General features: G+C 49.8%; 13 protein-coding genes. 9 read left to right on the top strand and 4 right to left on the bottom strand.

The features are described from left to right. Positions 1-9: 9 nt before the first annotated feature. On the bottom strand, positions 10-2,883 hold the full coding sequence (locus tag C792_RS0102395) for a DEAD/DEAH box helicase (protein ID WP_017547842.1): 2,874 nt from the start codon (positions 2,881-2,883) through the stop codon (positions 10-12). Between the two features lie 148 nt (positions 2,884-3,031). On the opposite strand from C792_RS0102395, the gene C792_RS0102400 reads away from it, so the two are divergent. Beyond that, on the top strand, positions 3,032-3,322 hold the full coding sequence (locus tag C792_RS0102400; RefSeq protein ID WP_017547843.1) for a hypothetical protein: 291 nt from the start codon (positions 3,032-3,034) through the stop codon (positions 3,320-3,322). Positions 3,323-3,377: 55 nt separating this feature from the next. On the opposite strand, the gene C792_RS0102405 is transcribed toward C792_RS0102400, so the two are convergent. Then, positions 3,378-3,635: a GlsB/YeaQ/YmgE family stress response membrane protein gene (locus tag C792_RS0102405; RefSeq protein WP_017547844.1), complete on the bottom strand. Its 258-nt coding sequence runs from the start codon at positions 3,633-3,635 to the stop codon at positions 3,378-3,380. Positions 3,636-3,736: 101 nt separating this feature from the next. After that, the gene (locus C792_RS0102410) at positions 3,737-4,939 is read right to left on the bottom strand and encodes an MFS transporter (RefSeq protein ID WP_017547845.1); all 1,203 of its coding nucleotides are present in this window, start codon (positions 4,937-4,939) and stop codon (positions 3,737-3,739) included. A gap of 196 nt (positions 4,940-5,135) precedes the next feature. Between C792_RS0102410 and C792_RS14125 the strand changes: the two genes are divergently transcribed. The 6 genes from C792_RS14125 to recQ all read left to right on the top strand — a co-directional run bounded on the left by C792_RS14125 (position 5,136) and on the right by recQ (position 10,816). Beyond that, positions 5,136-5,753, top strand: coding sequence for an anthranilate synthase component II (locus C792_RS14125; protein ID WP_017547846.1), 618 nt, complete (start codon positions 5,136-5,138; stop codon positions 5,751-5,753). Further along, on the top strand, positions 5,722-7,416 hold the full coding sequence (gene pabB / locus C792_RS14130; RefSeq protein WP_017547847.1) for an aminodeoxychorismate synthase component I: 1,695 nt from the start codon (positions 5,722-5,724) through the stop codon (positions 7,414-7,416). The genes C792_RS14125 and pabB overlap by 32 nt, the downstream gene beginning before the upstream one ends. Before the next feature lie 4 nt (positions 7,417-7,420). Continuing rightward, positions 7,421-7,633 (top strand): hypothetical protein, encoded by a 213-nt coding sequence (locus C792_RS0102425; RefSeq protein ID WP_017547848.1) that lies wholly within the window; start codon positions 7,421-7,423, stop codon positions 7,631-7,633. 21 nt (positions 7,634-7,654) lie between these two features. Further along, positions 7,655-7,912: a hypothetical protein gene (locus C792_RS0102430; protein WP_017547849.1), complete on the top strand. Its 258-nt coding sequence runs from the start codon at positions 7,655-7,657 to the stop codon at positions 7,910-7,912. Next, positions 7,909-8,850: a 5-oxoprolinase subunit C family protein gene (locus C792_RS0102435; protein WP_017547850.1), complete on the top strand. Its 942-nt coding sequence runs from the start codon at positions 7,909-7,911 to the stop codon at positions 8,848-8,850. The genes C792_RS0102430 and C792_RS0102435 overlap by 4 nt, the downstream gene beginning before the upstream one ends. Before the next feature lie 175 nt (positions 8,851-9,025). Then, entirely contained in the window at positions 9,026-10,816 is a 1,791-nt protein-coding gene (gene recQ / locus C792_RS0102445; RefSeq protein WP_017547852.1) for a DNA helicase RecQ, read from the top strand. Between the two features lie 59 nt (positions 10,817-10,875). On the opposite strand, the gene C792_RS0102450 is transcribed toward recQ, so the two are convergent. Next, complete coding sequence (locus C792_RS0102450; protein ID WP_017547853.1) at positions 10,876-11,730, bottom strand: DMT family transporter; 855 nt, start codon at positions 11,728-11,730, stop codon at positions 10,876-10,878. Between the two features lie 356 nt (positions 11,731-12,086). Between C792_RS0102450 and nrdI the strand changes: the two genes are divergently transcribed. After that, entirely contained in the window at positions 12,087-12,494 is a 408-nt protein-coding gene (gene nrdI, locus C792_RS0102455; protein ID WP_017547854.1) for a class Ib ribonucleoside-diphosphate reductase assembly flavoprotein NrdI, read from the top strand. Then, a complete protein-coding gene (nrdE, locus tag C792_RS0102460) occupies positions 12,457-14,562 on the top strand; it encodes a class 1b ribonucleoside-diphosphate reductase subunit alpha (protein ID WP_017547855.1) in 2,106 nt (701 codons plus the stop codon). The genes nrdI and nrdE overlap by 38 nt, the downstream gene beginning before the upstream one ends. The last annotated feature ends 26 nt before the right edge of the window (positions 14,563-14,588 follow it).

The following is a 14,588-nucleotide window of genomic DNA, read 5'->3' on the forward strand; positions in this document are numbered from 1 at the left end:
ACTCGTTTTTTAGTGGGTATGTGCCTCGAGGTATCTGTAGATATCATAATCCAGAGCATGCTCCATCATCATGTTCATGGTGACCACGGGCTTGAGGCCGTTCATCGTTGTCTCTTCAACGGTTTCATAGTCGATCTCCGCTTTTCCAAGATAGTAGAAATCTTTTCCGTCGTCATCATCCTTTTTGACGAAGATATAGATCGGGAGCCCATGTTCCCGATGGTCATCCAAAATATCCCTGATCTCTTTGGAATCCAACCTTCGATTGCTCCGTGTAAACCATCTCAGCGTATGCTGGTCGAGGAACTGATCCTCATATTTTATCGTCTCTTCGATTTCATCGTCTTTATGGTAGGTGATGAAGATGGGGCAAGTCCCATGCTTATACTTATAACCGTACATGGTGGACGCTTCATCCTTGTCCCAGTTCAGTAGACGGCAGGCATCCTTCCGGCCATATTTACTGTTCAATGAGAGTTCCTCTGACTGATCATAGTCCTCCGAGTTGAGCAGCGCCAGCTGGAGCACATCTTCAACCTGTTTCTTCATGATGTCCTCTTCCAACATTTCAGAAAATTCAGGGGTGAGGTAAAGCGTCCCATCATCCACATCCACAAGTGGATAGCCGTATTTGTCCTGCTCCTGCTTTTTGAAGAATCGATGGGTCAGGACACCTATGATTGATTTCATTGTCAAGTCTGTCATGTGGTAGCCTGCCTTGGCCATCTTCAGTTGGAATTCCCGTACATTGACCGGACCTTGCATCGCTTCAAATATCAACAGTGTTTCCTGGACCCGTTTACCTTCGGATATTTCCTGGGAAATGAATGTCAGTATACGATGATGGCTGTCGGGTATGGTAACGTCGACCTCTTTCATCTTCTGGAGGAATTCGATGTAGTGATTGAATTTGCTGAAGATGATGAGCGGGTCCATCGTATCTTTGTCCCTTTTGAAGTCTGTCAGGTTTGGACGGTGGCCGATCTTATTTTTCAAATAGACATACATCTCGCGCATGAACTTCTGGGAATTCAAGGTGGAGGTGTTGATCGATCTATAGATCTTCTCTTTGGCAATCTTTTCGAAGTTGATTGTTGAAACCCCGGATATCGGATTACGTGCATTGATCGCTTTTCTGAGCCGGTCTTTGTCGTAGGATTTATCACCTGTGAGTGCGATCGGTATCATGTAGTTGTTCTTATAGTTGCCGATGAAATCTATGACAGTCAGATAATCTTTATGTTCATGCTTCCTGAGTCCGCGTCCTAGCTGTTGGACGAATATGATGCTGGACTGTGTCTGTCTCAGCATGACAACTTGGTTGATCGAAGGGATATCAACCCCTTCGTTGAATATATCCACCGTGATGATATAATCCAGCTGATTGGACTCGAGTCTTCGGACAGCTTTGCGTCGTTCCTCTTGCGAATTCTTTCCGGTAAGGGGGATGGTCCTGTAGCCACGTGCATTCAGCATATGGCTCATTTCAGCAGCTTCCTGCCTGTTGGAGACGAACATGAGCCCACGGCGCTCTTCTCCGGATTGGCCGTAGTATTCGATTTTTTCTGTGATGTGATCGATGCGTTCGCCATTTACCAGTTGGGAAAGTGATGCAGTTTCATCGATTGTGATTCCGTCCTGTTCAAAGTCTGTGACACCGAAGTAGTGGAATGGTGAGAGTATCTCCTCTTCGAGTGCCTGCTGCAGCCTGATTTCATAGGCGATGTTATAGTCGAATAAAGAGAATATATCCATATCATCAGTCCTCTCGGGAGTGGCGGTCATTCCCAGGAGGAAACCGGGGCGCAGGTAATCGATGATATCCTTGTATGTAGCAGCACCGGAGCGATGTGCTTCATCGATGATGATGTAGTCAAAATCACTCGGATTGAACTGTTTCAGATTATGTTCCTTTGAAAGCGTCTGTACCGTTGCGAAAAGATATTTGGCATCGGTGTCCTTCTGATTCCCACTATAGATGCCAAAAGCGGAAGATGGTTCGTCGATCAGGGAAGAGAAATCCTTCCTGGATTTATCCAGTATCTGCTCTCGGTGGGCGAGGAACAGCATCCTTTTCGGCTTGTACTGTTTTACATCGAAAGCTGAAAGGTAGGTCTTTCCTGTCCCTGTCGCTGAGATGACAAGCCCCTTGTTTTCATTTGCCTCCCGCAGGTTCCTGAGCTGCGTCAGGGCTTCCTTTTGCATCAGGTTCGGCTCGATCCTGTCTTTGATGATGGATTTATATTCATATTTGGACTGGTCTTCAATAATCTGGATGATCTTCCGGCGCTCCGGTTCTTCTTCGTAGTCCGCCTCGTACTTTTCAATCCATGACTCATCCACAGGGGAGGCATCGTCCCAAAGTGCTTCGAAATTCTCATTGAAATGATTGATGACTTCCCCGTTTTCCAGGCTGGTGAGTTTCAGATTATACTCATAATTTTTCTTCAGGGCAGTGTCAGTCAGGTTGGAGCTGCCGATGAACATCGCACTGTATTTTCTGTTGTTGAATATGTAACCTTTCGCATGGAAACCTTCCTGGTCTGTCACTTTCACATCGACATTCTTCAGTTTAATGAGTTCCCGGAAGACTTTGGGCTTGTTGAAGTTTAAATAGGTGGAAGTCACTATCCGTCCCCTGACATTCCTCCTGCCAAGTTCGTACAGTGTTGACTTCAAAGTGGCAAGCCCGCCTTCAGTGATGAAAGCGACAGAGATGATGAAGGAATCACATATTTCCATTTCATCGAGGATCGGGGAAAGGATATTTTCTTCATTGGAGTTGATGATCAGCTTGGGAGGGTGATGTGACACCTTGTTGGTGTTCCTGTCCAAAAACCCTCTTTCATACGCATTCAAAAGATTGTCCGGATTCACTTGCATCTAAACGCCCACTTTCTAAATGATGGTTATATCAATTATAAGTAAAGGGGATATCAATTTAAAGATCCGGCTACATATTCATGGAAATCTAGGCATCGGGATGGATGAATATGGTAAAATATTACTAACAGGATAAGAGGTGGGAGATGTGGGCATATTGGAATTTCTGGTCGCTACAATTCCGGTCGTGATGGTGTTTTCCATACCGTTGTATGCAATCAGCCGTACATTTAACCAGAAGGACAAGAAGCTTGAACTGAAGGAGCTTGAGGAGAAGAAAGAATTAGAGCGATTGAAACAGGAGAATTATATCCTGGAGAACAAACAGATGCAGATAGAACTGGATAAGCTGAAAAAGGAACGGGAAGAGCGTGCACTTTCAGATTCCAAAAAGGATCGTTGGCTGATTGAAGAAACCCGCAAAGAGGAACGTTTCTGAACAACAAAGAAATTCCCTCCGGGACTTTTGTCCCGGAGGGAATTCTTCGTTCGTACTATGCTTTGCTTCCGCCCATCGCTTTCATGATGAATGACACAATCAGAATCAGGATGATTGCACCAATCAGTCCGCCGATGATGCTTATGCCGCCGAGTGTCGGTCCGAAGCTGAGACCGAGGGCGTTTGCAATGGATGCGCCGACGAGTCCTGCGATAATGTTGCCGATGATGCCGAACGGTACATCTTTACCTAGAATAAGACCTGCGAGCCAACCGATGATACCGCCTACGATCAACGTTATAATCCAACCCATTATCAATTCCTCCCTGGTTAATAAAGAATGGATACTCATAAACTCCTGTTCTAGTAAATAAGTTCCCCCTTATCAAGAGGGATAAACTAAAAAGGGCGGATTTATATGCCGGGTGCATTGGATTGTTCTTTGTTTAATCTGTTCATCATGATGATGAACAGGATGAGGGACAGTGTGACGCTGAACGCGCTGGTGAAATAGATGGTGCTGTAGCCGAATGCTTCTGCGATGAATCCGTACATCATCGCCCCGAACCCGACGCCGAGGTCGAAGGCTGAGAAGTATGTGGCGTTTGCCATGCCGCGCCTGTTGTTCTCTGAACGGTTGACGGCCCATGCCTGCAGTGCGGGCTGTACGCACCCGAAGCCGAATCCGTAGAGTGCGGCTGCGATGAACAGGTATGCAGGGTTCGGCAGGAAACCGAGCATGATCATGGCGGCGATGATGGACAGTGACCCCGGTACGAAGACGACGGCGATGCCGCGCCTGTCATAGAGCCTGCCGGCAAAGAGCCTTGAGAGCATCAGGAATGCTGCGTAGATTACGAAGTAGAACTGGATGTACTGTGAATCGAATCCTTTTTGGAACGTGTACACGGGGAGGAATGTGGCGATGCCCCCGAATGTGACGGTGATGAAGAACAGGAGGGATGCCGCCGGCAGTGCCCGTTTTTCAACAATGTCGAAATGCGGGACATATGTGTCTTTGGTCTTCGGATCCTGTTCCGGTTTCTCCCCTTTTTTGTATCTGATGTTAAGTGCGAGCATGAGTGCGGTGAAACCGAGTATGCCGCAGATTGAAAAAAGCATCGTGAATGATATATGGTCTGTCAAAAAGAGTCCGAGGGCCGGACCGAAGGCGAGCGCGATATTACCGCTCAAACCGTAGTATCCCAGCCCCTCTCCGCGACGTTCTTTCGGCACCAGGTCCGTTGCGATCGTACCGGAGGATGTGCTGGAAAGCCCCCAGCCGGCGCCCTGCATGATACGGACCAGCAGCAGGATGGCAATCGTGTAACTGGCCGCCAGCGAGAACATGGAGATGACGAAGATGACGAGGCCGGTCAGGAAGACGGGCGCCCGTCCTTTCGTATCGAGCATCTTGCCCGCCGTCGGTCGGATGAGGAGCGCAGAGAATGTGAATATGCCGACGACGATGCCGATCCAGCGGTCGCTTGCACCGATTTCCTGGACGAACAAAGGCAGGGTCGGAAGCGTCATCTGAAACGCGGCAAAGATGAAGAAATTGGCGATGACGATGAGGGTGAAGTCCTTTGTCCATATTTTCTGTTTTGTTTCTGACATTAAATTTCAACCTTCTTCTTAAGATTTTATATATTCCGGAACATTTTATTTCGATTTCCGAAAAGGTGCTGCTATCCATTGTACAATACTGTAAATATTTTTTCATCCATCATAGGACTGATAGGGGACATATTTTTGCATGATGCCATTCTGTGGTAAAATGTAGAAAATAAAAGCAAAGGAAACCTGTGAAGCAATGAATATTCTCATGATAGACAACCATGACTCGTTTACATACAATCTGGTCCACTATATGGAGGATAGCGCCTGGGATATTGAAGTGATCGTCACAAAACCGGAGGCGCTCCATGGGGGGATGATGGAGGAACTGGATATTTCAGGGATCGTCATTTCGCCGGGGCCCTCCCATCCGGCGGACAGGCCGGAAGTGATTGATTTCATAAAGGATGCATGGGGTACTGTGCCGATCCTGGGAATATGCCTCGGCCATCAGATGATCTGGCACATGGCGGGCGGGACTGTCGGACGCGGTGCGCGTCCCGTCCACGGGCATATCTCGGCCGCTATCCATGACGGCGGGTGGATGTTCGGGGATATTCCCTCGCCGTTCAATGTGACGCGCTACCATTCACTGGTGGCGGAGGGGGAAGTCCCGCCGGGCTTTGAGGTTTCCGCCTGGACCGGGGACGGTGTGGTGATGGCCATCCGCCATAAGGAATATGATATTGCCGGGCTCCAGTACCATCCGGAAGCGATCCTGTCCGAGCATGGCAAAAAGCAGCTGGAGTCATTCATCAGGACGGTAATGGAAGGTGGACATCATGTACGTACACACGAAATTCAAAAGAAATGACAGGGTAGAAGACTTTTATTTCATCAATCCATTGGAAGTGATGACACCTGAGCGGCATACATACGATGCGGCGCTCCGCCGGGCTGCGGAGTATTCAGCGGAAGGCAGATATGTGATTTTGGCACTGTCCTATGAAGCGGAGTCCGGTGACTTCATCATCGGGGTCTTTGACAAACCTGTGGACAGGGGCAGGTTTCTGGAGCAGTATGCGGGCACGGGCTTCTACCGGATGGGGGAAGCCGGATTCCTTGAGAGCCGCGAGTCTTTCATGGAGAGTGTCGGGAAGATCCGCGAATATATAAAGGAAGGCCACACATATCAGGTGAACTATACGACACGTCTCGGCGGTGATTTTGAAGGGGACCCGCACGGGTTGTTCCAGCAGCTCACCGCGGGTGACAACGGAGACTATGCAATGTTCATCACGTGGGAAGGGAAGGCAATTGTCAGCTGTTCCCCGGAACTGTTCTTTGAAGTGGATGAAGACCGGCACATAAGGACGCGGCCGATGAAGGGCACTTCTAAGCGTCACAGTGATCCGGTGTCTGACGGGGAAAGCTTCCGGTTTCTGAAAGAGTCCGGAAAGGACCGGGCGGAGAATGTGATGATTGTGGACCTTCTGCGGAATGACCTGTCCAAAGTCGCCAAAAGGGGGACGGTTTCGGTGCCGCACCTGTTCACAATCGAAAAGTATGAGACGGTCTATCAGATGACTTCAACGGTTGAAGCGAAGCTTGCGGATGAAGCGGGGCTGCCTGAAATCATGAAAGCCTTGTTCCCCTGCGGCTCCATCACCGGTGCGCCCAAGATGATCACCATGGACATCATCGAAGATCTGGAAAGCACACCGAGAGGGTTCTACTGCGGCACGCTCGGAATCATGTTCCCGGGAGGTGCATCGGTGTTCAACGTGCCGATCCGGACGCTCTATATGGAAGACGGACGCTTCACATACGGCGCCGGCGGAGGCATCACATATGATTCCGATCCTGCTGCGGAGTATGAAGAGATGGTCGCGAAAACAAGATTTCTCGCTTCCGGCGTGTACCGCCTAATCGAAACCATGAGCCTGCGGAATGGCATAATCAGGCGTTTTGATCTCCATGAATCGCGCATCAGGGATTCTGCTGCTGCGTTCTCGTGGCAGGCGCCCGAGTTCAAAAAGGCTGTCCTTTCCTATCTGGAAGATAATGGACTTGCAGCCGGGGATTTCAAACTGCGTGCCGAAGCCGACAGCTCCGGCAGGGTGTCTCTCAGCCATGCGACGCTTGAAGAAATGGAGGCGGCTCACGCGAAACTTGCGGCCGCGCCAATCATTGCACCGGCGGAATTCCTCCGCCACAAGACGACGGTGCGTCATCACTATGACAGTGTGGACGATGAATTCCCCATCGTTTTGTATTATAATGAGAATCATCGTATCACAGAATTTAATATCGGCAGCCTGGTCGTGGAGGAAGCGGGGACTTTCCATACTCCGCCGCTGTCCGAGGGACTGCTCGGCGGTGTGATGCGCCGCTCCCTGATGCGTGCAGGGGTGATTTCGGAACGCAGCTATACAAAGGAAGAGCTTGTCACCAAATATGCAGCCGGGGCTGTACAGATATATATGATCAACAGTCTGAGGGAATGGGTTAAAATCAGTTTGGATGTTTCGGGGTGAAACCATGATAACTATACTATTAATATTGCTCGTCATCGCCATCGTGCTGTTCACGCATTTTGTCGTGACATATCTCATTGAGAACGACATCAAGATCGTGGGCGTACTGTTCGCTTTTGTCGGTGTCATCGCCGCGATTGTCGTCATGGAGTTCATAATCAGCGGCATGGCGGAGTTCGTTTCAGGGGAACTCGCGATATTCTACAGGGATAACTAGGCGTAAATAGGAGGAAGAAAGATGATTTTTGCAAATGGAGACTGCCACATCACGTACCAGCAGGAAAAGCCCATCAGCGATTCCGAAAGGGCGAGGATCGCTGATGGATTTCTAAAGGGAACACATGAATACTTGAAAGAACTGCAGACGACCGAACACACGCTCACATTCCTTTATTCGCCAGTCAAAGTGATGGAGGCGCACAATACAATAGAGCCGTGTGACCTGGTGATAGAGGAAGTCAGGGCATTCCTTGGCAGAATGGAGGTGGCGGCATGAGCATCATAGTACAGGACAGCGGGCTGCTCACGATCCTGCAGACCCTGGATCCGGAACCGTCCGCCAAAGGCAATGAATATAACGGCGCGTGCGACCGGCTGGCGCACCAGCTGGCAAACCAGCTGGTCGGCAACGACAAGGCGGCGCCGACTGTGGAAATGACACACCAGCATTCAATCATTAAATTTACGGAACCGACAGTGATCGCCTTCAGCGGTGCCGGGTTCAAGGCGAAGTCCGGCGGCCGGGAAATATTCCTCAACCGCATCTATCTTTTCGACCGCGGGGATGAACTGGAATTCATCCCGCAGAAAAAGGGCAACCGCATCTATCTTGCTGTAGCGGGCGGATTGAAAACCGAAGGCTCGAACGTCATGAAATCCGGTGACGAAATCATCATGTGCCGTGACTATACGGCACACCATGATGAGCTGTTCAACATGATGAAACGGCGGAGCGAGGTGAACTGGGGTGTCGATACTTACGCGCTTGTCGAAGTCTATCTTTCGGATGTCTACCATATCGTCAGGCGTCCCGATGTTCCGGATGAAATATATGAGAAGCTTGAAAGCGGAGAGTATACGGTGAGGAATGAAAAGAACAGGGTGGCACTTTATGTGGATGGCCCTGAAATCGCGCTTCAGGATACCGGCATTGAACACGCCGGGGTCAAGGGTGGTGTGCATATTGCGGACAGCCAGCCGGTGCTGGCGCTGAATGATTTCAACAAAGTGACGACGGCACCGCAGGTCGGCACGATTCCTTCCTACCATCTGCACAAGCTCTCACAAAAGAGCACAGGTTCTAAAATCCAGTTCAAAGCCATCGATGCAGCAGATGCACATGCGAACCTGTACGCCCATCACCTGTGGATGAAGAGCCTCTTCAAAGCGATAGACTACAAACTGTCAAAAGAGCTTGTCAAAGAAAAGATGTAAAATGAAACTTCGTCCGGAACAGGCATGTTCCGGGCTTTTTTTCATTGGTGCAACAAAAATTTCATACTGGAAAATGATTGTGGAAACAACAAAATACTCCGGAAATAATGTATAATTATATATCAGTAAAAACGAACGCCGGCATCGGCCGGTATATGGTGGGAATGGTTTTGACATGAGAAATATTCTAAAACAGTATTTTGGATTCGATACATTCAGGCCAAGACAGGAGGAGATCATCGGCTCGGTGCTGGCCGGCAACAATACACTGGGCATACTGCCGACTGGGTCGGGGAAATCAATCTGTTTCCAGGTGCCGGGTCTGAAACACTCCGGACTCACACTGGTCATCTCTCCGCTGATTTCACTGATGCGGGACCAGGTGGAATCATTGAACAGCCAGGGCATTCCTGCTGCCTACCTGAATTCCACACTGAAAAAGAGGGAAATAGATTCACTGATGGTGAACCTGGAACGCGGAGACTACCAGTTCCTCTACGTTGCCCCTGAACGCTTCAACAGCGAAGCATTCAGGAATCTGATCCTGCGTCTTGATGTGCCGCTCGTGGCATTTGATGAAGCGCATTGTATTTCCAAATGGGGGCATGATTTCAGGCCGAGCTATCAGAGCATCATACCGGTACTGAAAAAGCTCCTCCCGGAGGCAGTGACCATTGGCTTGACCGCCACCGCCACACTTGAGGTACAGGAAAACATCCAGGAACTTCTCGGAATCGACACGGACAATGTCTTCACCACCAGTGTGGCGCGGGAGAACCTGCACCTCAGTGTGAACAGGACGTATCAGAGGGAACAGTTCATCCTGTCATATATAGAGGACCATCCAGGCGGAGCCGGAATCATCTATGCGGCCACACGGGCGGAAGTGGAGAAGATTTCTTTGTTCCTTGCCGACAATGGTGTGGATAACGTCATATATCACGGAGGGCTTGGCAAAGAGGAACGCAACGCCAACCAGCGCGAGTTCGTATCGGGCGGCAGAAGGATTGTCGTTGCAACCAACGCTTTCGGCATGGGGATAGACAAGCCGGATATCCGGTTCATCATCCACCATAACCTGCCGGGTGATGTCGAAAGTTATTATCAGGAAATCGGCCGTGCCGGACGGGACGGGAGAGTGAGCGAATGCATCCTCCTGTCCAGTCCGCGTGATGTCAACCTCCACCAGTTTTTCATCGACCGTTCCAGTTCATCCGACCAGTACAAGGATCATATGCGGGCAAAACTGGACAGGATGATCCAGTACAACCGGACATCGAAATGCCTGAGCAGCTTCATCACGAAATATTTTGATCCGGACGAATATGTGGAGGAATGCCTCACCTGCTCCAACTGCACGGATGAAGGTCGTGATTATGATATGACGCCCGAAGCAGCTGAAGTGATTAAGCTCATCAAAGAGTGTACGCTGCCGCTGACCCGTGAGCAGACGATTCAGGTCCTGAGGGGTGAGATGAGTGAGAATGTCACTTCCCACAGCCTTGAGGAACTGGAATCCTTCGGCAATATGGAGAGCTATCTGACAGGGGAAATCAGCCATGTGCTTGATGAGCTGATATTGCGGGGGTATCTCCATATAGAGGAGGAACACCTCCATACTGTCCAAAAAAGCGAAGTGGTGCTCGATGGAGATGCCGTAATCATGACAGTGCCGTTCAGAAAGCATTTCAATGAGAAAGTGGATATCAGCACAGCCTCCTCCCCGAATGAACTGCTGTTTGGCAAGCTTGCAGATACAAGGGAGCGGCTGGCGGATAAATACGGGGTGGGCCAGGAGGATATCTTTACGGATGCAACCCTCAGGGAATTTGCCAAAAAGATGCCCCGGAGCAAACAGGATATGGTGAACATCCAGGGTGTCGGCAACTATAAGCTGAAGCATTACTGTCCTCACTTCCTTGAAACGATTGAAGCGCACAGGGAAGGGGTCTTTGTGACAGAATGAAGCCGTAAAAAATAAGCCGGTCCAACGAATCCTTTGGGCCGGCTTGCCTGTTTGCGGTATCATGTTCTGCCCGGTTTGTTTTTCATGTACATATAGTAGCTCGCGGCAAAAATGATGATGTATCCGATGACTGACAATGTGTCCGGAACATCTCCGAAGACGGCGATGCTGAAAACGGCTGTGAACAGTATTGTCGAATAGAAGAATATGGATATCTCCCTGGCGGGTGCGAAACTGTAGGCGATTGTGAGTCCGAACTGGCCGATGGCCGCGAATACGCCGGAGAGGATCAGCGCCCAGAACTGGATTGTGGTCATGGGTTCGTACTGCCAGATGAAAAACGGCAGCAGGACGGCGCATGAGAAGAACGAGAAATAGAACACTGTCGTATAGAACTTCTCCCGGCTGCCCAGGACGCGGAGCACCGTGTATGCCCCGGCTGCAAACAGCGCGCCCAGAACACCGATCAGTCCGTACACCGTATCGCTCGACATCGACGGCTTGATGATGAAGATGGCGCCGGCAAAGGCGATGACGATGGAGATTATCTGGTATTTGCGCACATATTCCTTCAGAAATATCGCACAGAGGATGATTGTGAAAAAGGGGCTGAGTTTGTTAAGTATGTCAGCATCGCTGAGGACCATCCTGTCGATGACGAAGAAGTTGAGCACGACACCGATGACGCCGAAAGCCGAACGGGTGATGAGAAGGAGCTGGTTCTCCCTGTGTCCGAAAAACTTCTCCCTGTAGTAGATGACAAAACCGAGTGCCATCAGCATGGACACGATGTTCCTGAAAAACACCTTCTGGACGGTGGGCAGATCACCGCTGTATTTGACGAAAACCGCCATCAGGCTGAAACCGAGGGAGGAAATGACCAGGGCTATGATTCCCTTGACTGTGCTGTTCATTAAAAGTGGCCTCCAATTGAAAATATAAAGTTTCATACTTTATCATATAAAGAATTTTACTAAAAATATTTTTATGAATCATGGATACAGTCTAACATATGAGTGGAGGGACTTCGGAACGTTTTATGTGAATACGGCCTCATGAAATTACAAATCTTTCCTTTGCCTAAACAGATTATGTATGGCATCATAGTAGATGGAAAACAGTACATATGGTGTTTAACTTTACAACTGAACACAAGATATAGTGTTTAGTTCCTCGACTATGTGTGTATTTATAAAATGAAGGCAAAAGATCTAATCGAACGTCAGTTCGTTTATTTTATTTTGGCCAGCATGATGGAAGGGGGGATGGCATGATAATCGCATTCTATTCCATGACAGGGAACGTGCGGCGGTTCATCAAAAATTCAAAGGCCGGCGAACACTTCGGAACATACGAAATCCGTGCCGCGAACAAAGATGAGCCGGTAGACGAACCGTTCATCCTGGTGACGAGCACCTACGGTTACGGGGGCGTGCCGTCGCAAGTCAAATCCTTCCTCCGTGTCAACCACCGGAGGATGGTGGCGGTGGCATCAAGCGGGAACCGCAACTGGGGTGCCAATTATGCAATGGCCGGAGAGCATATTAGCAATGAGTACAGTGTGCCGCTCCTGATGAAATTCGAGCTGCATGGTACTCCCGGACAAAGAGAAGAATTCATTGAAAAGGCAGGGGCTATACATGAAAGTATTAGACGAGAAGAAATACAATCACATTGAGCTGAATAACGAAGTCACAAAGCGCGACGAAACGGGATTCTACCAATTGGACAAGGACCAGGAGGCACTTCAGGTATTCAAAGAGGAAGTGGGGGACAAGACGATCCATTTCGGAAGCGAGCTTGAGCGTCTCCATTACCTCGTGGACAATGACTTCTACTATGACCTGTTCGAAGAGTATTCCGAGGACGCTGTGATGGAAATCGTTGAATACGCCGAGTCCATCCCCTTCGAATTCAAAAGCTATATGGCTGCGAGCAAATTTTTCAAGGACTATACGCTTAAGACGAACGACAAAAAGCAGTACCTTGAAGACTACAAGCAGCATGTTGTCATCGTGAGCCTGTATCTTTCAAAAGGGGATGTGGAACAGGCGAAACGACTCGTCCTCTCAATGCTTGAACAGCGCTATCAGCCGGCGACACCGACATTCCTGAACGCAGGGCGTGCACGCCGCGGAGAGATGGTTTCATGCTTCCTGCTTGAAGTGGATGACAGCCTGAACTCCATCAACTACATTGACTCCACTGCAAAACAGCTGTCCAAGATCGGAGGCGGCGTCGCGATCAACCTGTCAAAACTGCGCGCCCGCGGTGAAGCGATCAAGGGCATCGAAGGTGTGGCCAAAGGTGTGCTGCCTGTTGCCAAGGCGCTTGAGGGCGGCTTCGGCTATGCCGACCAGCTCGGCCAGAGGCCGGGTGCGGGTGCTGTCTACCTGAACATCTTCCATTACGATCTGCCGGAATTCCTGGACACTAAAAAAGTGAATGCGGACGAAGACATCCGCCTGGCAACGATTTCCACGGGCCTTGTCGTCCCGTCCAAGTTCTTCGACCTGGCGAAAAACGATGAACCATTCTATCTGTTCGCACCGCACACTGTGGAACGTGAATACGGCCAGACGCTCGATGACATGAACCTGGATGAGATGTATGACGAGCTCGTGGCCAACGACAAAGTGAAAAAGCGCAAGTTCGAGGCGAGGGAAATGCTGAACACGATTGCGCAGACACAGCTCCAGTCCGGCTATCCTTATATCATGTTCAAGGACAATGCCAACAAGGTGCACCCTCTGAAGGAAGTCGGCCAGATCAAAATAAGCAACCTGTGCACTGAAATTTTCCAGCTGCAGGAAACATCCACGATCAATGACTACGGCACGGACGATGAAATCCGCCGTGACATTTCCTGCAACCTGGGATCGCTCAACATTGCGAACGTAATGGAGTCTGGCAAAGTCCGTGAATCCGTCCATGAAGGCATAGAAGCGCTGACGGTGGTCAGCGATGATACGGCAATTGCGAATGCGCCGGGCGTCAAAAAGGCGAATGATGAGCTGCACTCGGTCGGTCTCGGGGCGATGAACCTGCACGGCTACCTGGCCAAGAACAAGATCAACTATGAATCCCGTGAGGCACGCGACTTCGCCAACGTATTCTTCATGCTGCTCAACTACTACTCGCTTGAGAAATCCATGATGATCGCCAAAGAACGCGGCCGTACATTCAAGGATTTCGAACGGTCAGACTATGCAACAGGTGAATATTTTGAAAAGTATACAGCCCGGGCTGTGGAACCGGAATCGGATAAAGTGGCTGCCCTGTTCTCGGATATCCACATCCCGACGACGGAAGACTGGAAGGCGCTCTCAGAAGAGGTGAAGGCACACGGTCTGTTCCATGCATACCGTCTGGCAATCGCGCCGACACAGAGCATATCCTATGTACAGAATGCGACAAGTTCCGTCATGCCGATCGTCGATATGATCGAACGCAGGACTTACGGCAACTCCGAAACATTCTATCCGATGCCGTTCCTGTGCCCGGAGACAATGTGGTACTACAAGAGTGCATTCAACACGGATCAGATGAGACTCATCGACATGATCGCAACAATCCAGCAGCATGTGGACCAGGGCATCAGTACAATCCTGTATGTGAACTCTGAAATCTCCACAAGGGAACTTGCGAGACTCTATATCTACGCACACCACAAAGGGCTGAAATCCCTGTACTACACAAGGAACAAACTGCTCAGCGTGGAAGAGTGCACAAGCTGCTCCGTATAATCTAAACGATCTATGGCAAAGGAGTC

The sequence above is a fragment of the Salinicoccus carnicancri Crm genome (assembly GCF_000330705.1).
GTDB lineage: Bacteria > Bacillota > Bacilli > Staphylococcales > Salinicoccaceae > Salinicoccus > Salinicoccus carnicancri.